The 22,150-nt window shown below is 56.1% G+C and carries 22 protein-coding genes; 10 read left to right on the forward strand and 12 right to left on the reverse strand.

The window, feature by feature from the left end:
* Positions 1-20: 20 nt before the first annotated feature.
* Positions 21-1,610, reverse strand: a complete 1,590-nt coding sequence (locus ACMGGX_RS06215) for an ABC transporter substrate-binding protein (protein WP_420298179.1) — start codon at positions 1,608-1,610, stop codon at positions 21-23.
* A 245-nt stretch (positions 1,611-1,855) separates the two neighbouring features.
* Between ACMGGX_RS06215 and yghU the strand changes: the two genes are divergently transcribed.
* Positions 1,856-2,722 carry a glutathione-dependent disulfide-bond oxidoreductase gene (gene yghU, locus ACMGGX_RS06220; protein ID WP_047743766.1) on the forward strand — a complete coding sequence of 289 codons (867 nt, stop codon included), beginning with the start codon at positions 1,856-1,858 and terminating at the stop codon, positions 2,720-2,722.
* Positions 2,723-2,882: 160 nt separating this feature from the next.
* Positions 2,883-3,215, forward strand: coding sequence for a hypothetical protein (locus tag ACMGGX_RS06225; protein WP_029740720.1), 333 nt, complete (start codon positions 2,883-2,885; stop codon positions 3,213-3,215).
* A 107-nt stretch (positions 3,216-3,322) separates the two neighbouring features.
* Here ACMGGX_RS06225 and ACMGGX_RS06230 read toward each other — a convergent pair whose 3' ends face one another.
* Positions 3,323-3,577, reverse strand: coding sequence for a hypothetical protein (locus ACMGGX_RS06230; RefSeq protein WP_063439506.1), 255 nt, complete (start codon positions 3,575-3,577; stop codon positions 3,323-3,325).
* A gap of 127 nt (positions 3,578-3,704) precedes the next feature.
* Positions 3,705-5,252, reverse strand: coding sequence for a methyl-accepting chemotaxis protein (locus tag ACMGGX_RS06235; RefSeq protein ID WP_420298180.1), 1,548 nt, complete (start codon positions 5,250-5,252; stop codon positions 3,705-3,707).
* 230 nt (positions 5,253-5,482) lie between these two features.
* On the opposite strand from ACMGGX_RS06235, the gene ACMGGX_RS06240 reads away from it, so the two are divergent.
* Complete coding sequence (locus ACMGGX_RS06240; protein ID WP_420298181.1) at positions 5,483-6,523, forward strand: aldo/keto reductase; 1,041 nt, start codon at positions 5,483-5,485, stop codon at positions 6,521-6,523.
* Between the two features lie 117 nt (positions 6,524-6,640).
* Here the strand turns inward: ACMGGX_RS06240 and ACMGGX_RS06245 are convergent, their stop codons facing one another.
* A complete protein-coding gene (locus ACMGGX_RS06245; RefSeq protein ID WP_023309169.1) occupies positions 6,641-7,129 on the reverse strand; it encodes a TIGR00645 family protein in 489 nt (162 codons plus the stop codon).
* 81 nt (positions 7,130-7,210) lie between these two features.
* On the reverse strand, positions 7,211-7,714 hold the full coding sequence (locus ACMGGX_RS06250; protein WP_023309170.1) for an ESA_00282 family adhesion-associated protein: 504 nt from the start codon (positions 7,712-7,714) through the stop codon (positions 7,211-7,213).
* Positions 7,715-7,817: 103 nt separating this feature from the next.
* Between ACMGGX_RS06250 and ACMGGX_RS06255 the strand changes: the two genes are divergently transcribed.
* Positions 7,818-8,222: a hypothetical protein gene (locus ACMGGX_RS06255; RefSeq protein ID WP_023309171.1), complete on the forward strand. Its 405-nt coding sequence runs from the start codon at positions 7,818-7,820 to the stop codon at positions 8,220-8,222.
* A gap of 1 nt (position 8,223) precedes the next feature.
* On the forward strand, positions 8,224-8,673 hold the full coding sequence (locus ACMGGX_RS06260) for a cytoplasmic protein (RefSeq protein ID WP_348561770.1): 450 nt from the start codon (positions 8,224-8,226) through the stop codon (positions 8,671-8,673).
* A 42-nt stretch (positions 8,674-8,715) separates the two neighbouring features.
* Here ACMGGX_RS06260 and exbD read toward each other — a convergent pair whose 3' ends face one another.
* Positions 8,716-9,141, reverse strand: a complete 426-nt coding sequence (gene exbD / locus ACMGGX_RS06265; RefSeq protein ID WP_420298182.1) for a TonB system transport protein ExbD — start codon at positions 9,139-9,141, stop codon at positions 8,716-8,718.
* Positions 9,142-9,145: 4 nt separating this feature from the next.
* Positions 9,146-9,877: a tol-pal system-associated acyl-CoA thioesterase gene (gene exbB / locus ACMGGX_RS06270; protein ID WP_348561769.1), complete on the reverse strand. Its 732-nt coding sequence runs from the start codon at positions 9,875-9,877 to the stop codon at positions 9,146-9,148.
* A 251-nt stretch (positions 9,878-10,128) separates the two neighbouring features.
* Between exbB and metC the strand changes: the two genes are divergently transcribed.
* A complete protein-coding gene (metC, locus tag ACMGGX_RS06275; protein ID WP_420298183.1) occupies positions 10,129-11,316 on the forward strand; it encodes a cystathionine beta-lyase in 1,188 nt (395 codons plus the stop codon).
* Between the two features lie 143 nt (positions 11,317-11,459).
* Complete coding sequence (gene yghB / locus ACMGGX_RS06280) at positions 11,460-12,119, forward strand: DedA family general envelope maintenance protein YghB (protein ID WP_029740714.1); 660 nt, start codon at positions 11,460-11,462, stop codon at positions 12,117-12,119.
* Between the two features lie 45 nt (positions 12,120-12,164).
* On the opposite strand, the gene ACMGGX_RS06285 is transcribed toward yghB, so the two are convergent.
* Positions 12,165-13,064: an AraC family transcriptional regulator gene (locus tag ACMGGX_RS06285; RefSeq protein WP_023309177.1), complete on the reverse strand. Its 900-nt coding sequence runs from the start codon at positions 13,062-13,064 to the stop codon at positions 12,165-12,167.
* Between the two features lie 195 nt (positions 13,065-13,259).
* Between ACMGGX_RS06285 and yqhD the strand changes: the two genes are divergently transcribed.
* Both yqhD and dkgA read left to right on the forward strand, forming a co-directional pair.
* On the forward strand, positions 13,260-14,423 hold the full coding sequence (gene yqhD / locus ACMGGX_RS06290; protein WP_047743759.1) for an alcohol dehydrogenase: 1,164 nt from the start codon (positions 13,260-13,262) through the stop codon (positions 14,421-14,423).
* A 105-nt stretch (positions 14,424-14,528) separates the two neighbouring features.
* On the forward strand, positions 14,529-15,356 hold the full coding sequence (gene dkgA / locus ACMGGX_RS06295; protein WP_348561768.1) for a 2,5-didehydrogluconate reductase DkgA: 828 nt from the start codon (positions 14,529-14,531) through the stop codon (positions 15,354-15,356).
* Positions 15,357-15,397: 41 nt separating this feature from the next.
* Here the strand turns inward: dkgA and ACMGGX_RS06300 are convergent, their stop codons facing one another.
* Positions 15,398-15,799, reverse strand: a complete 402-nt coding sequence (locus ACMGGX_RS06300) for a carboxypeptidase-like regulatory domain-containing protein (RefSeq protein ID WP_325760635.1) — start codon at positions 15,797-15,799, stop codon at positions 15,398-15,400.
* Positions 15,800-15,913: 114 nt separating this feature from the next.
* Positions 15,914-18,088, reverse strand: a complete 2,175-nt coding sequence (locus tag ACMGGX_RS06305; protein WP_420298184.1) for a YgiQ family radical SAM protein — start codon at positions 18,086-18,088, stop codon at positions 15,914-15,916.
* A 199-nt stretch (positions 18,089-18,287) separates the two neighbouring features.
* On the opposite strand from ACMGGX_RS06305, the gene ACMGGX_RS06310 reads away from it, so the two are divergent.
* On the forward strand, positions 18,288-19,763 hold the full coding sequence (locus ACMGGX_RS06310) for a TrkH family potassium uptake protein (protein WP_023309185.1): 1,476 nt from the start codon (positions 18,288-18,290) through the stop codon (positions 19,761-19,763).
* A 30-nt stretch (positions 19,764-19,793) separates the two neighbouring features.
* On the opposite strand, the gene ftsP is transcribed toward ACMGGX_RS06310, so the two are convergent.
* Positions 19,794-21,206 carry a cell division protein FtsP gene (gene ftsP / locus ACMGGX_RS06315; RefSeq protein ID WP_023309186.1) on the reverse strand — a complete coding sequence of 471 codons (1,413 nt, stop codon included), beginning with the start codon at positions 21,204-21,206 and terminating at the stop codon, positions 19,794-19,796.
* 58 nt (positions 21,207-21,264) lie between these two features.
* Positions 21,265-22,002 (reverse strand): 1-acylglycerol-3-phosphate O-acyltransferase, encoded by a 738-nt coding sequence (plsC, locus tag ACMGGX_RS06320; RefSeq protein ID WP_023309187.1) that lies wholly within the window; start codon positions 22,000-22,002, stop codon positions 21,265-21,267.
* Between the last annotated feature and the right edge of the window lie 148 nt (positions 22,003-22,150).

Consider the following 22,150-nt stretch of genomic DNA (forward strand, 5'->3'; position numbering starts at 1 on the left):
CTGACGGCCGGGGCAATCACTTATTTCTGATAGATTTTTGACAGATCCTGGAACAGATAGACCGGTTTCGGCTCCGCTTCCTCGGTGCCGCCGAAGCGCTTGTCCACCGCGACGGTCGCATTGGTGTAGGCGATCGGGTAGTACGTCATGTCGTTCGCCACGGTCTGCTGAATTTGCTTATAGATATCGGCACGTTTCGCGGCGTCGGTTTCCACTGCGCCTTTATCCCACAGAGCATCAAACTGCGGATTTTTGTAATGCGCGTAGTTATAGGCTTCGTTGCTCATGAACAGAGATTTGTAACCGTCCGGCTCGGAGCCCATGATGTAGCCGCCCAGGTTCAGCTCCCACGCGGTGTTGTTCATATCGAGGCTGCGCTGAGACATGGCGTTGGAGTCCAGCGGCGTCAGCTCCACGTTCACCCCAATGCCCTTCAGCGCCTGCTGAATGTAGAGCGCCATGCTCTCCTGGGTTTTGTTGGTGTTCACATACGCCAGGCGCAGCTTGAGGTTGTCCGGCGCGCCGGACGTCTTCAGCAGCTCTTTGGCTTTTTGCAGATCGAACTTGTACTGCTCGACGTCATCCGTCTTGTAAAGCGTATCCGGCGTCAGGAACGAGGTCGCCGGTTTAGCGTAGTCCAGCGAGGTAAACGCGGTCTGGGTGAGCTCGTCCTTGTTGATGGCGTAAGCAATGGCCTGACGCAGTTCTTTACTCTTCATCACCGGCACGTTCTGGTTGAACGTCATATAGGCCAGACGGCCTTCCGGATAGACCACGAAGTCAAACTTACCGGTATTTTTCAGGCGGTTCACGTCCTGCGGGTCAACCATCTTGAGGTTGATTTCCCCGTTTTGCAGCGCCAGGTTGGCGGCGTTGCTGTCTTTGGCGAAACGGTAGGTGACCGAATCAAGCTTCGCTTTGCCGTTCCAGTAATCGTCAAAACGGGTCAGGGCGTAATATTGCCCGGCGCGGTACTCTTTGAATTTGAACGGGCCAGAACCCACGGGCGCATCGTTTTTGCTGCTCTTTTCCAGGTCGCCTTCACCGGCGAACACGTGCTGCGGAATCGGGTAGATCTGTACCAGGGTGCCGGTAAAGGCTGCGCTGACCTGCGGTAGGGCGAACTTGACGGTGCGCTCATCCACCTTGCTCACCTGTACCGGCTTGCCGCCGTAGGTGAACATGCTGCGGAAGAAGCTGTGCTGTTTGGCATCCAGCAGCTTGTTGAAGGTGAAGACCACGTCATCCGCCGTCAGCGGCTGGCCATCCTGCCATTTCAGGTTGGGTTTTAACGTCAGGGTATAGCTCAGGTTGTCGGCGGAGGGCGTCAGGCTTTCCGCCAGGCCCCACTCAATGTTGCCGTTATTAAAGCTGTACAGCGGGGCATAGAGCGCCTGCATGATCGTTAACGTCGTACGGTCACTGGCATAGAGCGGATTAACGGCTAACGGGTCGCCGGAGGTAATTCCAATAATTAGCGAACCGCCCTCTTTTGGCGCGTCGTTTTTTGCCGCTGAGGGCGTATTTGTCTCTTTATTTTTAGCATCATCACAGCCCGCCAGGCCTAACGCGAGCGAAACGACCACTGCCGATAACAGAAGCTTGCGCATCTCACTAACTCCTTGCCTTATAAAGTGTTTATTACTGCATCTTTTATTTATGTTGAAGCATCATATTCAGCTTTATCGGTTTACGCATTAATTATGAAAATGCGATTTTCGATTAAGCTTATGCCGGATTTGATATATATAAGCGCCGGAAGGAATAGCGGCAGATCGATTACGCTCAGTTCGTTAAACGCTTCACAAATCTCCTGCTACACTGCCTCAACACATCACTCAAAAGGCAGGCCAACATGTCAGACAACACGTATCAGCCACCAAAAGTGTGGGAATGGAAAAAGAACGGCGGCGGCGCGTTCGCCAATATTAACCGCCCGATTTCCGGCGCGACCCATGAGAAAGATCTGCCCGTGGGCTCCCACCCGCTGCAGCTTTACTCTCTCGGGACACCGAACGGCCAGAAAGTGACGATCATGCTCGAAGAGCTGCTGGCGCTGGGCGTGACGGGCGCGGAGTATGACGCATGGTTGATCCGCATCGGCGAGGGCGATCAGTTCTCCAGCGGGTTTGTTGAGGTGAACCCGAACTCGAAAATACCGGCGCTGCGTGACCACTCCACGAACCCGCCAACGCGCGTATTTGAGTCCGGCAATATCCTGCTCTACCTGGCAGAGAAATTCGGTCACTTCCTGCCGAAAGATCCGGCGGGACGCACCGAGACCCTGAACTGGCTGTTCTGGCTGCAGGGCGCGGCGCCGTTCCTCGGCGGCGGCTTTGGCCACTTCTACAACTATGCCCCGGTAAAAATTGAGTACGCGATTGACCGCTTCACCATGGAAGCCAAACGCCTGTTCGACGTGCTGGATAAACAGCTGGCGCGCGGTCGCTACGTGGCGGGTGAGGAGTACACCATCGCGGATATCGCCATCTGGCCGTGGTTCGGCTGCGTGGCGCTGGGCAGCGTCTATAACGCCGCCGAGTTCCTCGACGCCGGGAAGTACACCAACGTCCAGCGCTGGGCGAAAGACGTGGCGAATCGCCATGCCGTTAAGCGCGGCCGCATAGTTAACCGAACCAGCGGCGAGCTGAACGAGCAGCTCCACGAACGCCACGCGGCGAGCGACTTCGATACCAATACGGAAGATAAGCGTCAGGCGTAATGTTCCGCCGGGCGGATCCCCGCCCGGCAACTGAGATCCCTGCCCAGGGCATGATTAGCTTAAAGGTTGAGCCGGTATTGCTGGCACTATCTGGACGTTTTTCTCGCGTCTGAGAGTGAGAAATGACGTCTCAACCGACAGCAGTCACAAAGGATCTGTTATGAAACTTATTAAAACAACGCTGGTTATCAGCGCCCTCATTTTTTCCACCTCGGGAATGGCTATCGATAAAACCGCCGCTGGCGCGGTAGCAGGCGCGGCCATTGGCGCGGCCACGGGCAAAGATCTGAAATCGACCGTTGGCGGCGCCGTCGTAGGCGCAGGCACCGGCGCCATGTTCAAAAACGGCGGCAAAGGTAAAGCCGCGCGTAAGGGCGGCGCGGTAGGTGCTGCCGTAGGCGCAGGCGCCGCAGCGGTTACCGGCAAGAGCGTGCTGAAAGGTGCAGCCGTTGGTGCGGGCACGGGCGCGCTGATTGGTGAAGCGACGCACTGATAAATACAGCCGGGCAGCGCTGCGTTTGCCCGGCATGAATCACATTCCCGATGACGCCCTCCGCTTATTGTTCGTGTCTCATCCCTGGATAGTTTCCGTTACTCGCATTAATACTTAATGTCCCGCGATTTTTGTCTTCCGGACTGTTTCATCTGACGCTTGTCCTGACGGCAGTCGTGATTGCTCTGGTTATTGTTCGCCACGCAGGTCTGCTTCACCTGCCGCGACGCGTCGCGGGTTTCCTGCCTGACATCACGCGCCACGCGCCGCTCCTGCGCCTGCTGGGTCGCACTGGCAGAAACCGAGAACAGCATCAGAAGAATGAAAGAAAGGACAGGAATGACAGATAACGATCTGTTCATAGCAACACCTCGAAGAAGAGAGCCCAGAACGTCAGTGGGGTTAGCAAAAGAATAGCAGTTTCAGAAGGGGCTGAATGGGGAAGGCGTTAATAATACAAGGCCGCACAAGGCGGCCTTATACGTTACGTTATGCCGTCAGGCGGAACTTCTGCACCGAGCGCTGAAGATCTTCGGTCTGGCGCTCCAGCGCCGCCGCCGCGGCAGAAACCTCTTCAACCAGCGAGGCGTTCTGCTGGGTAACGCCGTCCATCTGGGTAATGGCAATCCCGACCTGCGAAATGCCCTTGCTTTGCTCCTCAGAGGCGGAAGCGATTTGCTTCATGATGGTTGTCACTTCCGTCACGTCGCGCAAAATCGCATCCATGGTGGTGCCGGTGTCGCTCACCAGCTGCGCCCCCTGCTCTACGCGGGAAACGGAATCGGTAATCAGCCCTTCAATCTCTTTAGCCGCGTTGGCGCTGCGGCTTGCCAGGTTGCGAACTTCGCCTGCCACCACCGCGAAACCACGCCCCTGTTCACCCGCGCGCGCCGCTTCAACCGCCGCATTGAGTGCCAGGATATTGGTCTGGAAGGCAATGCTGTTGATCACGTTAGTGATTTCAGCAATTTTCTTCGAGCTTTCCGAAATACCGCTCATGGTGGTCACCACCTCTTCCACCAGCGAGCCGCCGCGGCTGGCGGTAGTTGAGGCCACATCGGCCAGCTGGCTGGCCTGACGCGCGCTTTCCGCGTTCAGTTTCACCGTGGCGGTCAGCTGTTCCATGCTGGCTGCCGTCTCTTCCAGCGCAGCCGCCTGCTCTTCGGTACGGGAAGAGAGGTCGTTGTTACCGCTGGAGATTTCCGTCGCGCCGCGCCAGATGTTTTCACTGCCGGAGCGAATCGTGCTGACCGCTTCGCGCAGGCTGTCCTGCATAGCGCTCAGCAGCGGCACCAGCTGCCCCACGCAGTTACGACCGAACGGCTCAATGGGCTGGCTGAGATCGCCCTGGGCAATCTGGCGGAACTGCTGGCGAATGCGAGCCAGCGGTTTGACCAGCATCGCCACCAGGTAACGGTCGGTGAAGAGCAGGATCAGCAGGCCGATAATCGTGGCGACGATAATCACCGTGCGGGTCATGCTTGTCAGGCCGTCCACCACCACGCGGGTGCTGTCGAGCGACTTCGCGGCGGCATTGTTGAACTCCTCGGCGGCCGCGCCGAACGCACGGCTCAGCGGCGGCGTGACGTTGTTGGCCTGCTGGCGATACCCCTCCAGAGCCCCCTGCTTCGCCTGCTGCATTTGCGGCGTGACGCCCTGTTCGAGCAGCGCCTGCCAGGAGCCGATCACCCGGGAAGAGATCTGCTCATCCATCGGGCCTGGGGAGATCGCTTTCATCTCGGCCAGTTTCTTGCCCATGTTATCCAGCGCCTGTTGGGCGGAGGACAGATCCGGCGTGCCGCCTACGGCTTTGACTTCCATTGCGCGGCTCAGACGGGTCACAAAGCGGAAATATTGATCGTTACCCTGGCTGAGTACCGTCATCTGTTTAACCAGCTGGCGGTCGACTTCATTGCCATCTGATACGCGAGAAAGGGACCAGGTGCTGTACAACCCAACGCCCGCCCACATTAAACAAAAGATCCCGAGAATCGTCAGCATGACGAAACGGATCGTGAAATTACGGAGCATATTCATAAGTCTTCCTTGCCGTGAGGGTGAGTTCGCCCAGAGGCGAGTACTACTCTCGTTATCGGCAGGAAAGAGGGAAATTATAACGTTTTGTGATCATTTTTAATTAGCGTGGCTTCACTGGTCGCACAGCGGTCGTTAATCATTGGGCCCGCGCTTAGGGATGTCATTTGCGATGTGGTAAGTTCAGAATGAAAACGTTGTTTCGAAAATTCATCAATAAGAAAGGAGACATCATGTCCTGGCACCCTTACCCCGGCCGCTATGAGAGTATGCAATATCGTTATTGCGGTAAAAGTGGCCTGCGCCTGCCCGCGCTGTCGCTGGGACTGTGGCATAGTTTCGGCCACGTCCAGCCTCTTGACGCCCAGCGCGCGCTGCTGCGAAAAGCCTTCGACCTCGGCATCACCCATTTCGATCTCGCCAATAACTATGGCCCGCCGCCGGGCAGCGCGGAGGAGAATTTCGGCCGCCTGCTGCGTGAGGACTTTGCCGCGTACCGCGACGAGCTGATTATCTCCACCAAGGCGGGTTACGACATGTGGCCGGGGCCGTACGGTTCGGGCGGTTCACGCAAATATCTGCTCGCCAGCCTCGACCAGAGCCTGCAGCGTCTGGGCGTCGACTACGTGGATATTTTCTACTCCCACCGCGTGGATGAAAACACGCCGATGGAAGAGACGGCCTCTGCGCTGGCCCACGCCGTGCAGAGTGGGAAAGCGCTGTATGTCGGTATTTCCTCCTACTCGACCGATCGCACGCAGAAAATGGCCGAGCTGCTGCGCGAGTGGAAGATCCCGCTGCTGATCCACCAGCCGTCCTATAACCTGCTTAACCGCTGGGTCGATAAGAGCGGCTTGCTGGATGCGCTAGAAGCAAACGGTACGGGATGTATTGCCTTCACCCCGCTGGCGCAGGGGCTGCTGACCGGAAAATACCTGAACGGTATTCCTGAAGGTTCACGCATGCAGCGCGAAGGGAATAAAGCGCGCGGCCTGACGCAGAAGATGCTGACCGACGCCAACCTGAGCAGCCTTCGCCTGCTGAATGAGATGGCGCAGGCGCGCGGACAAACCATGGCGCAGATGGCGCTAAGCTGGCTGCTGAAAGATGCGCGCGTGACGTCCGTGCTAATTGGCGCAAGCCGCCCGGAACAGCTGGAAGAGAATGTTCAGGCGCTGGAAAACCTGCGCTTTACGGAGGACGAACTCAAGCGGATTGACCAGCATGTTGCGGATGGGGAGTTGAATCTGTGGCAGGCGTCGTCGGATAAATAGTGCGGTCTGATGCCTTCACCCTAACCCTCTCCCCAAAGGGGAGAGGGGACTGCTCGGTGCGGTTTTTCGCCCTCTCCCCTTTGGGGAGAGGGCGGGGTGAGATGTATTAGATGTACTTTACTTCTTACTGATCTTATCCAGATACCCCATCACAAACGCAGACAGCACAAACGTCAGGTGGATGATGACGTACCACATCAGTTTGTTATCCGGCACGTTCTTCGCGTCCATAAACACGCGTAGCAGGTGGATAGAGGAGATTGCCACAATCGACGCGGCCACTTTATTCTTCAGCGACGAAGCATCCATTTTGCCCAGCCAGCTGAGCTTCTCTTTACGCTCGTCGATATCGAGCTGGGAGACAAAATTCTCGTAGCCGGAGAACATCACCATCACCAGCAGCCCGCCCACCAGGGTCATATCCACCAGCGACAGCAGAACCAGGATCAAATCCGCTTCGGCAATAGAAAAAATGTTCGGCAGAACATGCCAGATTTCCTGAAAGAACTTAATCGTCAGCGCGATAAGTGCCAGCGAGAGGCCAAAATAGACGGGGGCCAGTATCCAGCGAGAGGCGTACATGGCATTTTCAAAAAAGCGTTCCATAAAGTCCTGTTTGCAAAAGAAACCAGCGCCCAGTATATCTCAACGGCACTGGCTGTTTGCAATAACTCAACGGTACGTCACTCAGACGTTGTCTGGGTTTACCTCGGGACGTGCGTATTCCGGCCAGACAAGCGCCACCAGTTCAGGGTAGGCTTCCAGACTGAACTCGCGAAAACACTGACGCAAATTTAATACGTCCAGATCGGAATAAGAGACCTTCTCGCCGTTAAGGCAGCGCTTTTTAATATTGTCATAATATTTATAGACTGCTGAATTCAGATCGCTACAGCGACGCTGCGCCTCAAACAGTCCGGGCGTATCATTAATTTCCGACATTTTCATGCGCTTAATTGTCGCGTGTAAAAAGTCGATATATTCGTGGTTCACCCGCCAGTACCAGACAGGCGTAACGGAGTTCATCAATACAGAGAAATGGTCTTCCCCTTCCTCTTTTGTCATCAGTTCAGGTTGCGGGGGTTCACTGGTGTCTTTCGACACTTTCGTTTTATTGAACTCCTGCATCAATAAAAGCACACCAGCGGTCAGTAATAGTAATGTGATGACCGTAAAAAAGATGCTGTTCATGGGTAGGCTCCATTTTTTTTGATTTTAAATTTGCCTCATGATATTGTCAACGAATCTCACGCCTTTACCAACCCCACCCTGTTGAAAATAAAGGAAATTAAAAATGCTGCCCGACTATCTCGTCCCGGCTAAGTACCACATTACGCCTGTGGAACAGCAACCGACGGAAGCAGAAAAAGAGGCCAGTTTCACTCAGGGGAAAAGAAAGCTCTCTGATTTCGAGCCCGATATATTAATTGGTGTTTCCCGAACTGGCAAATCCCGAAATATGTTGCTGGAAGAGCACGATCGCCATATTAAAGACCGCTTATTTCGCGCCATAAAAATTGAAGCCTTTGTCCACCTGCTGAATGACCTGCAGGCCGAGGGTGAAATAGATGCCCAGAAACTAAGTCAAATAATGGCCGAGAAAACCGAAGAAATTAATGAAGCGGGCAATGAAATTTGGCTTAATTTAATTACGCGCGAAAAAAACAACCCAATTTTTTATAGCCTGGGGGAAGATTAACGTGAAAGAAGTTAAAAACAACGACGTTTATTTGACTTTAGAAGATAAAAAAAGTGATGAATTTATCTTAAAGCAAAATCTCGACGCGCTGAGAAACACAAAAAATGACGAGATGACGCGTATTACGCAAGACCTGGTATCGATCCCGGCGACGCTGGTTCGTCTGAAATGGCAGAATCGCCGTGAAATTTATCCGCTACAGGTCAAAGAAGAAATTTACGGTGCCGTGATGAACGCCATCATAGAGCAGCGTCCCGAGCTGAAAGAGAAGCTTCTGGGACGTCTTGAGGCCAATTATCAGTATCTGCTTGCCAGAGAAATCGCCACCCTGCGTCTGACGCGCAAGCTGTCCGACGGTGAGTATCGCACCTCTAACGTCACCTGCGTTGCGCTTGATGAGGACGCGCTGGCAATCCCTTCTACCGCACCGATGGATAGCAAAAACGCATAAACCGACAGGCATAAAAAAAGCCGGCTTTCGCCAGCTTCTTTATCACTTCGAGGTCGCTTTCTCTTCGCCGACCAGTCCAATCTTCAGGTAACCCGCCTGATGCAGCGTGTCCATTACCTTCATCATGGTTTCATAATCAACGGTTTTATCCGCACGGAAGAAGACCGTGGTGTCTTTCTTACCGCCCGTAAGCTGCTCCAGCGCCGGGATGACCGAGTCGGCCGTCACCGGGTCATTCCCGAGGAACATGGATTTATCCGCCTTCACCGACAGGTAGACAGGCTTCTCCGGGCGCGGCTGGGGCTGGCTGGAAGAGGCAGGCAGATTGACCTTCACATCCACCGTCGCCAGCGGTGCGGCCACCATGAAGATAATCAGCAGAACCAGCATGACGTCGATAAACGGCGTCACGTTGATTTCATGCATTTCGCCGTTATCGTCCAGATTTTCGTTTAGACGCATCGCCATACTCTTAACCTGCGCGCAGTTTAGACGCCGCGTGCACCGGCTTAACCGAGCTGGCGTTCAGGTCGAGATCGCGGCTTTGCAGCAGCAGAACCTGCGCGGCAACGTCACCCAGCGTGGCTTTGTAGCTGCCAATCATACGCGCGAAGATGTTGTAGATGACCACCGCCGGGATAGCGGCAACCAGACCGATTGCCGTCGCCAGCAGCGCTTCTGCGATACCCGGCGCAACGACCGCCAGGTTGGTGGTTTGGGTCTGCGCGATACCGATAAAGCTGTTCATGATGCCCCAGACCGTACCGAAAAGACCGATGAACGGTGAGATTGCGCCGATGGTCGCCAGATAACCATTGCCGCGTCCCATGTGTCGGCCAACGGCCGCAACGCGACGCTCCAGGCGGAAACCGGTACGTTCTTTGATGCCTTCGTTATCTTCACTGCCAGCGGAGAGTTCCAGCTCGTTCTGTGCTTCATTCACTAACAGGGTGGTCAGGCTTTTCGCGTGGAAGGATGAGGTCAAGTCTGCAGCCTGATCCAGAGAGCGGGCTTCGGCCAGCTGCTGCTGTTCCCGCTTAAGGCGGCGCTTCTGAGCAAGCAGCTCGGCGCTTTTGCTGAAGAAAATAGCCCAGGTGACAACGGACGCCAGAATCAGGCCGATCATCACAATCTTAACCACGATGTCAGCATGCTGATACATGCCCCAAACGGAGAGATCCGTCTGCATCAAATTATTACCCACTCTGTATCTCCAGGACGCAAATCACAAAATCTGAGCGTAATAATATCAAAACGTCGTCGAATTGATAGTAGTTCTCATTAGTATTTGCATGGTGCCGTAATTTTCGCTCACTTTCCTTGCGCTTACGCAGTAAAAATTTCTTATGCGAATTTTTGCTAATATTTTCTGCTTATTCGATAAGCCTCGGGGTGCAGTTTTTTCCAATCGTGGTAGTCTGGACGTCCAGACGTATAAAAACAGGGTTAGCGAACATGACAAAGAAGCATCTTGATACCACGCTGGTACAGGCAGGACGCAGCAAAAAATATACGCAGGGATCGGTCAACAGCGTGATTCAACGAGCCTCCTCGCTGGTGTTTGATACCGTTGAGGAGAAAAAAATTGCCACGCGCAACCGCGCGAAAGGCGGGCTGTTTTATGGCCGTCGCGGCACGCTAACCCATTTCTCTCTTCAGGAGGCGATGTGCGAGCTGGAAGGCGGCGCAGGCTGCGCGCTGTTCCCGTGCGGGGCGGCGGCGGTCGCCAACACCATTCTGGCGTTTGTGGAACAGGGCGACCATATCCTGATGACCAACACCGCCTACGAACCCAGCCAGGACTTCTGCACCAAAATCCTCAGCAAGCTCGGCGTAACGACCGGCTGGTTCGACCCGCTGATTGGCGAAGGCATTGCCGAACTTATTCAGCCAAACACGCGCATTGTGTTCCTGGAATCTCCGGGATCGCTCACCATGGAAGTTCACGACGTGCCGGCTATCGTGAAGGCCGTGCGCAGCAAAGCCCCAGAGGCGATCGTGATGATCGACAACACCTGGGCGGCGGGCGTGCTGTTTAAAGCGCTGGAATTCGACATTGATATCTCGATTCAGGCGGCGACGAAATACCTGATAGGCCACTCTGACGGCATGATTGGCACCGCGGTTTCCAACTCGCGTTGCTGGGATCAGCTGCGTGAAAATGCCTACCTGATGGGCCAGATGGTGGATGCAGATACGGCCTACATGACCAGCCGCGGACTCCGCACGCTGGGCGTTCGCCTGCGTCAGCACCATGAAAGCAGCCTGAAGGTGGCCGAATGGCTGGCGCAGCATCCGCAGGTTGAGCGCGTGAATCATCCCGCGCTACCGGGCAGTAAAGGCCACGAATTCTGGCAGCGTGACTTTACGGGCAGCAGCGGTTTGTTCTCGTTCGTACTGAAAAAGCGGCTGAATCACGACGAGCTGGCGAGCTATCTGGATAATTTTACACTCTTCAGCATGGCCTACTCCTGGGGCGGTTTTGAATCCCTGATCCTGCCTAATCAGCCGGAACAGGTTGCGGCTCTTCGTCCCGGCGGTGAAGTGGACTTCAGCGGTACCCTGATTCGACTGCATATCGGTTTAGAAAATGTTGACGATCTGATTGCCGATTTAACAGCAGGGTTCGAGCGTATCGTGTAGAGTGCTGGCTGAAAATGTACTCTCTGGACGCTTTTGTGGACACGGCAATGAGAAAAGTCTGCATGAGTTGCGCCCGGGATCAAACCCGACGGGCGAATAAGGGAGTACAATAGCGCTATATCTGCTGTTCCACAGGAAAGTCCATGGCTGTTATTCAAGATATTATCGCGGCGCTCTGGCATCACGACTTTGCCGCGCTGGCGGATCCTCACATCGTTGGTATCGTTTACCTCGTGATGTTCGCAACTCTGTTTCTGGAAAATGGATTACTGCCAGCCTCGTTTTTACCCGGTGACAGCCTGCTTTTACTTGCCGGGGCGTTAATCGGGAAAGGCGTCATGGACTTCACGCCAACAATGGTTATTCTCACCTCCGCAGCCAGCCTGGGCTGCTGGCTGAGCTATCTGCAGGGCCGCTGGCTTGGGAATACCCGCGTCGTAAAAGGCTGGCTGGCGCAGTTACCGCATAAATATCATCAGCGTGCGACCTGCATGTTCGACAGGCACGGCCTGCTGGCCCTGCTGGCGGGACGTTTCCTCGCGTTTGTTCGCACGCTTCTGCCTACGATGGCGGGCATTTCCGGCCTGTCAAACCGCCGCTTCCAGTTCTTCAACTGGCTGAGCGCTCTGCTGTGGGTGGGTGTGGTCACCACGCTCGGCTATGCGCTGAATATGATCCCCTTTGTGAAACACCATGAAGATCAGGTGATGACCTTCCTGATGGTGCTGCCGATGTTCCTGCTGGTGGCAGGCCTGGTGGGAACCATCGCGGTGGTGATTAAGAAGAAGTACTGCAGCGCGTGATCCCCTCACCCTGACCCTCTCCCCATAGGGGAGAGAGGAAAAAGCTTAAGCTCCCTGCATGGTTCGGATGCGCGATGCATCTTCTCCCGGCGTAACACCGAAATAGCGCTTAAACTCCCGACTGAACTGCGACGCGCTTTCGTAACCCACCCGCATTGCCGCCGCGCTGGCCTTCATGCCGTCGTGGATCATCAGCATCCGCGCCTTATGCAGCCGGTAGGTTTTAAGGTACTGCAGCGGCGAGGTGCTGGTCACCGACTTGAAGTTATGATGAAACGCCGAGACGCTCATGTTCGCTTCCGCCGCCAGCTGGTCGACGCTGAGGTTCTCCGTGTACTGGCTTTCAATGCGCTTGAGCACGCGGCTTATCAAGCTGAAGTGGGTCTGCCGGCTCACAAGAGCCAGTAACGCCCCGCCGCCCGGGCCCAGCAGCACATGGTAGAGAATTTCGCGGACGATCTGCTTGCCCAGAATACGCGCGTCCAGCGGCCTTTCCATCACGTCCAGCAGACGTTCAATGGCGCAGAGGATCTCTTCCGACAGCGTCGCCGAGTTAATCCCGCTCGATGCCATAGACGGCTGGAAGAACTCATCTTCGCCAATCTCCATCAGCAGCTCCTGCAGCTGAAGAATATCGACGTTGACGCGAATACCGGCCAGCGGAACGGCTTCTGTCGCGAAGGTTTCACATTCGAAGGGTAAAGGTACCGTCAGGAGCAGATATTCATTGGTGTCGTAGCGGAACACGCGCTCGTTGATATAGCCAATTTTATGGCCCGAGAAGAGAAAAACGATGCCCGGCTGGTACATCACCGGCGTGCGCGTCCCGGGCTGCGTGCCATAAAGCAGGCGAATGTCAGGAAGCAGATCGCTGACGCCATTTTCTTTATCTATCAGTCTTTTAATCTGCGCAGTGAGCTGATGGCAGATCGCTTCACGGTTCATATTACGTTACTCCGGGTACGGTTTCCGACGTTGACAGTGTGCGTCGTTTTCTGCGCTTTCTCCAGCGCTCTGTAGAAATGGGCAAGACATCGGCAGGAATGTGCATTGAGAGGATAGCCCCGGACGGCCACAATGTGCAGCATCAGGTCGCCCTCTGCGCCACCACGGTTTTTCACCCACTAAAGGGAACGAGCAATGAACAACTTTAATCTTCACACCCCAACCCGCATTCTGTTTGGTAAAGACGCTATCGCCGATCTGCGCGCCCAGATCCCCGCTGACGCCCGCGTACTGATCACCTACGGTGGCGGCAGCGTGAAAAAAACCGGCGTGCTGGATCAGGTTTACAGCGCCCTGGACGGTCTGGACGTGCGTGAGTTCGGCGGCATCGAGCCAAATCCGTCTTACGAAACGCTGATGAACGCGGTGAAAATCGCCCGCGAAGAGAAGATCACCTTCCTGCTGGCCGTCGGCGGCGGCTCCGTGCTGGACGGCACCAAATTCATCGCGGCGGCAGCGCACTACGCTGACGGCATCGATCCGTGGCACATTCTGGAAACTCGCGGCAGCGACATTAAAAGCGCCATCCCGATGGGCTCCGTGCTGACCCTGCCGGCCACCGGCTCTGAATCCAACAAGGGCGCGGTGATCTCCCGTAAAACGACCGGCGACAAACAGGCCTTCATGAACGAACACGTTCAGCCTGTGTTCGCGATCCTGGATCCGGTTTACACCTACACCCTGCCTGCGCGTCAGGTGGCAAACGGCGTGGTCGATGCCTTTGTTCACACCGTTGAGCAGTACGTCACGTATCCGGTGAATGCCAAAATTCAGGATCGCTTCGCGGAAGGCATTCTGCTGACGCTCGTCGAAGAAGGTCCGAAAGCGCTGAAAGAGCCGGAAAATTACGACGTGCGTGCCAACGTCATGTGGGCGGCAACGCAGGCGCTGAACGGCCTGATCGGGGCTGGCGTACCGCAGGACTGGGCAACCCACATGCTGGGCCACGAGCTGACGGCGATGCACGGTCTGGACCACGCGCAAACGCTGGCCGTTGTGCTGCCTGCGCTGTGGAACGAAAAGCGGGATACCAAGCGTGCCAAACTGCTGCAGTACGCAGAACGCGTGTGGAACATCACCGAGGGTTCCGACGATGCGCGTATTGATGCCGCCATCGAAGCGACCCGCAGCTTCTTTGAAGGTCTGGGCGTGCCAACGCGTCTCTCTGGCTACGGTCTGGACGGCAGCTCCATCCCTGCCCTGCTGGCAAAACTCGAAGAACACGGCATGACCCACCTGGGCGAGCACGGCGACATTACGCTGGACGTCAGCCGTCGCATCTACGAAGCGGCACGCTAAGCGTTTTTGCCCTCCCGACTTTCGTTTTTTGACATTTCGTCCAGACTTAATGCACAACCCATCGCCGGAGGAACCCTCCGGCGATGCGCACCTGAAGGAGGAAAAATGGCAAACCAAACCGTAATCAAGCTGCAGGACGGCAACGTGATGCCCCAGCTGGGGCTAGGTGTATGGAAAGCCGGTAACGACGAGGTCGTCTCCGCCATTCATAAAGCCCTGGAAGTCGGCTATCGGTCCATTGATACCGCCGCCGCATATAAAAACGAGGACGGCGTGGGTAAGGCACTGGCCTGCGCTGGCGTCCCCCGCGATGAGTTATTTATCACCACGAAACTGTGGAACGACGATCAAAAACGGCCCCGCGAAGCGCTGGAGGAGAGCCTGGAGAAACTCCAGCTCGATTTCGTCGATCTCTGGCTGATGCACTGGCCGGTTCCGGCTATCGATCACTACGTTGACGCCTGGAAAGGGATGATTGAACTGCAGAAAGAGGGGCTGGTGAAAAGCATCGGCGTCTGTAATTTCCAGGTTCATCACCTGCAGCGGCTGATTGACGAGACTGGCGTTGCGCCAGTGATTAACCAGATTGAGCTGCACCCGCTGATGCAGCAGCGCCAGCTACATGCCTGGAACGCTACGCATAAAATCCAGACCGAGTCCTGGAGCCCGCTGGCGCAGGGCGGCGAAGGGGTGTTTGATCAAAAGATTATCCGTGAGCTGGCGGATAAATACGGTAAAACCCCGGCGCAAATCGTCATTCGCTGGCATCTGGACAACGGCCTGGTGGTCATCCCGAAATCGGTCACGCCATCGCGCATCGCCGAGAACTTCGACGTCTGGGATTTCCGTCTGGACAAAGAAGAGCTGGGTGAGATTGCGAAGCTGGATAAGGGTAAACGTTTAGGCCCGGACCCGGACCAGTTTGGCGGGTAATACCTAAAACGAGCTCGGTCTTGTGCCGGGCTCGTTTTAATCTATAAACCGGACTGACATCTCGCTTCTCCGGGAAGGTCAGGCAATGTGCAAATAACTTTATACACTTTCCCTTCAAGGTTATGTGGCCCACCGAGACCGCCGCCTGCTTCTGCTTCATATTCCTTTCCGTTGACGCTTATCTGGAGCGGGGTGTGATAAATCCAGTCCATCGGACCTATTGGCAGAAAAAAGATCCACTCATGCTGGCTCTGAAAAGCAAAATGACCGTTGTCGTCAGAAAGCGTCTGCTCCCTGTCTAATATTATTTTTGCGCCCGGGACAGGCTTACCTGCGCTATCGATTAGAGATCCTTCCACTTCTGGCTGCGTCTGGCGGTGCATTACACAACCGGATAGCGTCAGGCCAATCAGCATCGCTCCTGTTAACTTCCTTATTTTCATTTTGGGCCTCCTACCCTTATGCAGAAAAAAGCCGGGTGGCGGCTTCGCCTTACCCGGCCTACGCGCCGACCTGTAGGCCCGGTAAGCGCAGCGCCACTGGGCTTTGTTACATGTTTAACCGATCTTAGGTTTTACGTTCTTCTTCGTTCCCGCTCCACCGTTCGAACGCTGATGCACAATCGGCGTGTGCTTGGTCAGCGCCGGGCGCGTATTGCGGTTCTGTCGACGCGCTTCGCGCATCTCATCCAGCGTCGGGGCCGGTACCAGGCAGTCGCGTCGCGAGCCGATCAGGTGTTTTTTACCCATCTCTTCCAGCGCCTGACGGATCAGCGGCCAGTTTTTCGGATCGTGGTAGCGCAGCAGCGCTTTATGCAGACGGCGCTGTTTATCCCCTTTCGGCACCACCACCTCTTCACTCTTGTAGCCAATCTTACTCAGCGGGTTCTTGCCGGTGTAATACATGGTCGTCGAGTTGGCGAGCGGTGACGGATAGAAGTTCTGCACCTGATCCAGGCGGAAGCGACGCTGCTTCAGCCACAGCGCCAGGTTCACCATGTCCTCATCGCGCGTGCCCGGGTGGGCGGAGATGAAGTACGGGATCAGATACTGCTCTTTACCCGCCTGCTTCGAATAGGTATCGAACAGCTCTTTAAAGCGATCGTAGCTGCCCATGCCCGGCTTCATCATTTTCGACAGCGGGCCTTCCTCGGTGTGCTCCGGCGCAATCTTCAGATAGCCGCCGACATGGTGCGTCGCCAGCTCTTTGATGTAGCGCGGATCTTCCACGGCGATGTCGTAACGTACCCCGGACGCGATCAGGATCTTTTTGATGCCCTTCAGGTCGCGCGCGCGGCGGTAGAGGTTAATCGTCGGCTCATGGTTGGTGTCCATATGCTCGCAAATGCTCGGATAGACGCAGGAGAGGCGACGGCAGGTTTGCTCCGCGCGCGGCGACTTGCAGCGCAGCATGTACATATTCGCGGTTGGGCCGCCAAGGTCGGAAATTACGCCGGTAAAGCCCGGCACCGAGTCGCGAATCGCTTCGATCTCATTGATGATCGAATCTTCAGAGCGGCTCTGGATAATACGGCCTTCGTGCTCGGTAATGGAGCAGAACGAACAGCCGCCGAAGCAGCCGCGCATGATGTTGATCGAGAAGCGGATCATCTCATACGCCGGGATACGGGCGTTACCGTACGCCGGGTGAGGCACGCGCTTGTACGGCAGCGCAAAGACGCTGTCCATCTCTTCGGTGGAGAGCGGGATCGCCGGCGGGTTAATCCAGATAAAGCGCTCGCCGTGCTTCTGCATCAGCGCGCGGGCGCAGCCCGGGTTGGTTTCATGGTGCAGAATACGGGACGCGTGCGCGTAGAGCACCTTGTCGGCTTTCACCTTCTCGTAGGACGGCAGCAGCACGTAGGTCTTTTCCCACGGTTTCGGGCGCGGCGGCTGCACAACGATAGCCTTCGCTTCCGCTTTTTTCGGCTCAACCGGCTTGTTATCGGCACACGGCAGGTCTTCACCGTACGGGTGCGGGATCGGGTCGATTTTGCCCGGCATATCAATGATGCGGGAATCCACCCCGCTCCAGCCCGGCAGCGCCTCTTTCACCATGATGGCGGTATTGCGCACGTCGCGGATGCTGCTCACCGGCTCACCCTGCGACAGACGGTGCGCCACTTCCACCAGCGGACGCTCGCCGTTACCGTAAATCAGCATATCGGCTTTGGAATCCACCAGCACCGAGCGGCGTACGGTATCTGACCAGTAGTCGTAATGGGCGGTGCGGCGCAGGCTTGCCTCGATGCCGCCCAGGATCACCGGCACGTCTTTCCAGGCTTCTTTACAGCGCTGGGTATAGACCAGGGTTGCGCGGTCGGGGCGTTTACCCGCCACGTTATCCGGCGTGTAGGCGTCGTCATGACGCAGCTTGCGGTCGGCGGTATAGCGGTTGATCATCGAGTCCATGTTGCCTGCGGTCACGCCGAAGAACAGGTTCGGTTTACCCAGACGCATAAAGTCGTCTTTGCTGTTCCAGTCAGGCTGGGAGATGATCCCCACGCGGAAGCCCTGCGCCTCAAGCATACGGCCACAGATGGCCATGCCGAAGCTCGGATGGTCAACGTAGGCATCGCCCGTGACCAGAATGATGTCGCAGCTGTCCCAGCCCAGTTGGTCCATCTCTTCCCGGGACATCGGCAGGAATGGCGCCGGTCCAAAGCAGGCCGCCCAGTACTGGGGCCAGGAGAAGAGGTCACGATCCGGCTGGATCAGGGAAATTGCGCTCATAATGCTTCCGAAGAAAAAATAGACAAAAGGAGCGGGATTATACGCTGTTCATCCGCCAGATTTGAAGAAAAGGATGCAGGAAGCAGGCAGATATTCGGGGAAGTCGTTAAAATACGGCGCCCTGATAATTTTGAATCATAATATTCACTATATTTTCCGGTGATTTGCCCCGGAACGTGTTTTTGCGCGGAGCTCTGTCGTGAAGCCCAACGATTCGTTACATGTATCCCAGCTGCGGGTTGTCCTTCACCTCTGCGGTTTTCTGGTTCTGCTCTACAGCCTTTCCATGCTGCCGCCGATGGTTATCGCCCTGCTGAATAAAGAGCGGACCTACTTTGCCTTCCTGACCACCTTTTTAACCTTTTTTACTCTCGGAGGTTTGACCTGGCGGGCAACCCGTCACGCCGGCATACAGCTGCGCACCCGCGACGGGTTTGTGATTATCGTACTGTTCTGGCTGCTGTTTTCATTCATTAGCGCCATGCCGCTCTGGATGGATGACGGGCTACGGCTCTCCTTTGCCGACGCGCTCTTTGAAGGGGTTTCCGGGATCACCACCACCGGGGCAACGGTGATCGGGGACGTCAGCGCCCTGCCTAAGTCGTACCTTTATTACCGCGCACAGCTGAATTTCATTGGCGGGTTAGGCGTCATCGTGCTGGCCGTCGCGGTCCTGCCGCTGCTGGGCATCGGCGGCATGAAGCTCTATCAGTCAGAGATGCCGGGGCCGTTCAAGGAGGAGCGTCTGACTCCCCGCCTTGCCGATACCGCGCGCACGCTGTGGGTGACCTACTTCGCGCTGGGCGTAGCCTGCACCCTGGCCTACTGGCTGGCGGGAATGTCATTTTTTGACGCCCTCTGTCACGGGCTGTCGACCGTGTCGTTGGGCGGATTTTCCACCCGCAGCGAGAGCATTGGGTTTTATGACAGCCACGCGATTGAGCTGGTCGCCGGGGCGTTTTCACTGCTCTCCGCGTTCAACTTCACCCTCTGGTACGTCGCCATTGTCAGACGCACCCTGAAACCGATTCGCCGCAGCCCGGAGGTTAAATTCTTTCTGAGCGCCGCCGCGGTGATTATTGTCATCACCGCCTGGCAGGTCTGGCATGCCGGGATGTACAACGCTACGGATAGCCTGGTGCACGCCTTCTTCCTTGCCAGTTCGATGATGACCGATAACGGCCTTTCGACCGCCGACTATGCCCAATGGCCCGCACACACCATTTTCCTGCTGTTGAGCGCCAGCTTTTTTGGCGGCTGCGTAGGCTCGACCTGCGGCGGGATCAAAGCCCTGCGTTTTCTCATTATGTTCAAGCAGAGTATTCAGGAGATGAACCAGCTGGCGCATCCGAGAGCGCTGCTGAGCATTAAGGTGGGCAAAAGCGTGGTGAATGAACGCGTCCTGCGCTCGGTATGGAGCTTCTTTTTTCTCTACGTAATGATCACGGGCTTTTTTGTCTGGTCGCTCAATCTGATGGGCTACGACCTGTTCACCGCATTCGCAACGGTCGCCGCCTGCATCAACAACATGGGGCTGGGGTTTGGGGAGACGGCGTCGACGTTTGGCACGTTAACAGAGGGGGCAAAACTGCTGATGTGCGCGGCGATGATCTTAGGGCGTCTGGAAATTTACCCGGTGCTGATTCTGTTCTCGCGCTTTTTCTGGCGGGCATAAAACATTCCCGGCGAACCGGGAATGTCAGGATTATGGCGCAGGGTTGATCAGCATCTGCCCCACGGAGCCCCTGTCCATCATCTCCAGCGTCTGGCTGTGGAACAGGAACGGGAAGTGCGGCCACGAAGGCTGACCATAGTAGACAAGCAGTTCAACCTGGCCGTCCACCCAGACGGTATCTTTCCAGCCGCGGTCTTCCGGGAACGGCATCGCACCGTTGACGTTGCGGATCAGGAATGCCACCCCTTCAATATGGAACGACTGCGGCATATCTGAACGGACCGTCCAGCGCTCCCAGGTGCCCTGCTGCGCGGTAATGTCGATGCGGTTGACGTCCCACAGCGCGCCGTTGATGCCCGGGTCATCGCCCAGGCTGATATCACGGCTGCGCACCGGCGAGCCGCTCATGATCTCCTGCGGCAGCAGGCGCATTGGCAGGCTATCGGTCACCAGCGGCAGCAGACCGGTCGGGCGCAGGGTCAGCACCAGGGTCGAGACAAGAATGCTCGACGGTTCAAAGAACCCGCGAATGCGGTCAACAATGCTGGCCGCTTCACCGCAGGTGACAGACACTTCATCCCCGTTGGTCATATCAATGAGAACTTCACGACGTTCACCCGGCGAGAGCGCCAGCTGTTTGACGGAAACCGGCGCCGGTAAAAAGCCCTGGTCGCCGGAGATCACGTGCAGCGGACGGCCATCGCTCATTTGCAGCTGATAGCGGCGCGAGTTGGACGCGTTGAGCAGGCGCAGGCGCACCCAGCCGCGCGAGACCTCGACATACGGGCTTTGCGCGCCGTTGACCAACAGCGTATCGCCGACGAAGCCACCGCTGCCCGGCTCGCTGTATTCCGGCGTACCGAAATTATCCAGACGCTTGTCCTGGATGATAATCGGGAAGTCATCCACGCCGTAGTGGTTCGGGATCGGCAGGGATTTGCTGACCTCATCTTCCACCAGCCACATTCCTGCCAGGCCGTTATAAACCTGCTGCGCCGTGCGGTTAGGCGTGTTGGCGTGATACCACAGGGTGGCCGCGCTCTGGCGAATCGGCAGAACGGGCGCCCAGTCGGCGCTGGGTGACATCATTCGCGCCGCGCCGCCAATCAACGGGCCGGGCACCTGCAGGCCGCTGATGGTCATGGCGACATTTTCAGGGGTGCGGTTACTGTAGATGAGCTTTACGTCATCGCCATTCCACACGCGTATGGTCGGCCCAAGATAACGTCCGTTAATGCCCCAGACCGGCGCGCGCGTCCCCTGGGTAAAGGACCAGTGGCTACGCTGCAGCGTCAGGAAAAGCGGCTGACCGCGACGAGATTCAATTAATGGCGGAATGGGCAGCGGCTGTTGCTGCCCGGCGGCGCTGGCTGTCAGCGGCATCGCACCCGCACAAAGGGCGATCCCGGAAGCCTGAATAAACTGACGCCGACTGAGTGACATATAAGCTCCATCTGAAACGACTAACAACGCGGGAATTCGTTTTCCCTTCAACGCCGGATTAAATCTTACCGGCGGCTTCTCTCTCTGCGACTTCTTTGTCGAGCTGCGCAATATGCTGAGCCATCAGCTCACGGCAGTGCGCTGCCAGCTCGCGCACCTGGTCTTTACCGTATTTGCTGGTATCGACGGGTGGCAGCATTTCGACAATCACCAGCCCGTTATTCAGGCGGTTAAGATTAATCTTATTCGAAGTATTAGAAACGCACACAGGAATAATTGGAACACCTGCCGCAATTGCGGCATGAAACGCCCCGGTTTTAAACGGCAGCAGGCCGCGGCCGCGGCTGCGCGTTCCTTCCGGGAACATCCAGATTGAGATTTTGCGCTTTTTAAAATGATTCACCACTTCCGCAATGGTGCTGTGCGCTTTCGCGCGGTTGTTACGGTCGATCAGCAGGTTACCGGTCAGCCAGTACAGCTGGCCAAAAAACGGGATCCACAGCAGGCTTTTTTTTCCCACCGTCACGGTCGGTGGAAGCACGATATTTGCGGCGGTCACCATATCGTAATTGTTCTGATGGTTGGCGATATAGATGGCGTTACCGAAATTCTCCGCCCCTTCAGGCAGACGTTTTTCAACCTTCAGACCAAACAGCGGCGCAAGACGACCGAACATATGGCCAAAGGTGGCAACATGCTTCGGATTACGCGGGCTGAAAAGGCAATAAATAGAGCCGAAAATACAGACCAGAATGCAGTAGATAACGGTAAGAATAAGACGAACAATATATAGCATAGCGACCTCTGAAGCCCCAACAGCTGACAATTATACTTCACCTGTGGCCAGGTAAGGACTTTATTACGAGCGCGTATTGTTAATCGCAACGCACGAATTAACAACGATTTTACGGGAAATTTTATTGAAACTCCCCCTCCGGGCAGAG

It is taken from the genome of Enterobacter sp. BNK-29, assembly GCF_048684785.1.
Lineage (GTDB): Bacteria > Pseudomonadota > Gammaproteobacteria > Enterobacterales > Enterobacteriaceae > Enterobacter > Enterobacter cloacae_M.

Coding starts and splice junctions, on each gene's coding strand:
- ACMGGX_RS06245 (WP_023309169.1), bottom strand. CDS start 7,129: ATGGAACGCTTTTTTGAAAATGCCATGTACGCCTCTCGCTGGATACTG.
- ACMGGX_RS06225 (WP_029740720.1), top strand. CDS start 2,883: ATGAAACTTATTAAAACAACGCTGGTTATCAGCGCCCTCATTTTTTCC.
- ACMGGX_RS06285 (WP_023309177.1), bottom strand. CDS start 13,064: ATGAACCGTGAAGCGATCTGCCATCAGCTCACTGCGCAGATTAAAAGA.
- yghU (WP_047743766.1), top strand. CDS start 1,856: ATGTCAGACAACACGTATCAGCCACCAAAAGTGTGGGAATGGAAAAAG.
- ACMGGX_RS06235 (WP_420298180.1), bottom strand. CDS start 5,252: ATGAATATGCTCCGTAATTTCACGATCCGTTTCGTCATGCTGACGATT.
- ACMGGX_RS06230 (WP_063439506.1), bottom strand. CDS start 3,577: ATGAACAGATCGTTATCTGTCATTCCTGTCCTTTCTTTCATTCTTCTG.
- exbD (WP_420298182.1), bottom strand. CDS start 9,141: ATGGCGATGCGTCTAAACGAAAATCTGGACGATAACGGCGAAATGCAT.
- ACMGGX_RS06255 (WP_023309171.1), top strand. CDS start 7,818: ATGCTGCCCGACTATCTCGTCCCGGCTAAGTACCACATTACGCCTGTG.
- ftsP (WP_023309186.1), bottom strand. CDS start 21,206: ATGTCACTCAGTCGGCGTCAGTTTATTCAGGCTTCCGGGATCGCCCTT.
- yqhD (WP_047743759.1), top strand. CDS start 13,260: ATGAACAACTTTAATCTTCACACCCCAACCCGCATTCTGTTTGGTAAA.
- ACMGGX_RS06305 (WP_420298184.1), bottom strand. CDS start 18,088: ATGAGCGCAATTTCCCTGATCCAGCCGGATCGTGACCTCTTCTCCTGG.
- ACMGGX_RS06215 (WP_420298179.1), bottom strand. CDS start 1,610: ATGCGCAAGCTTCTGTTATCGGCAGTGGTCGTTTCGCTCGCGTTAGGC.
- ACMGGX_RS06240 (WP_420298181.1), top strand. CDS start 5,483: ATGTCCTGGCACCCTTACCCCGGCCGCTATGAGAGTATGCAATATCGT.
- plsC (WP_023309187.1), bottom strand. CDS start 22,002: ATGCTATATATTGTTCGTCTTATTCTTACCGTTATCTACTGCATTCTG.
- metC (WP_420298183.1), top strand. CDS start 10,129: ATGACAAAGAAGCATCTTGATACCACGCTGGTACAGGCAGGACGCAGC.
- ACMGGX_RS06250 (WP_023309170.1), bottom strand. CDS start 7,714: ATGAACAGCATCTTTTTTACGGTCATCACATTACTATTACTGACCGCT.
- dkgA (WP_348561768.1), top strand. CDS start 14,529: ATGGCAAACCAAACCGTAATCAAGCTGCAGGACGGCAACGTGATGCCC.
- yghB (WP_029740714.1), top strand. CDS start 11,460: ATGGCTGTTATTCAAGATATTATCGCGGCGCTCTGGCATCACGACTTT.
- ACMGGX_RS06300 (WP_325760635.1), bottom strand. CDS start 15,799: ATGAAAATAAGGAAGTTAACAGGAGCGATGCTGATTGGCCTGACGCTA.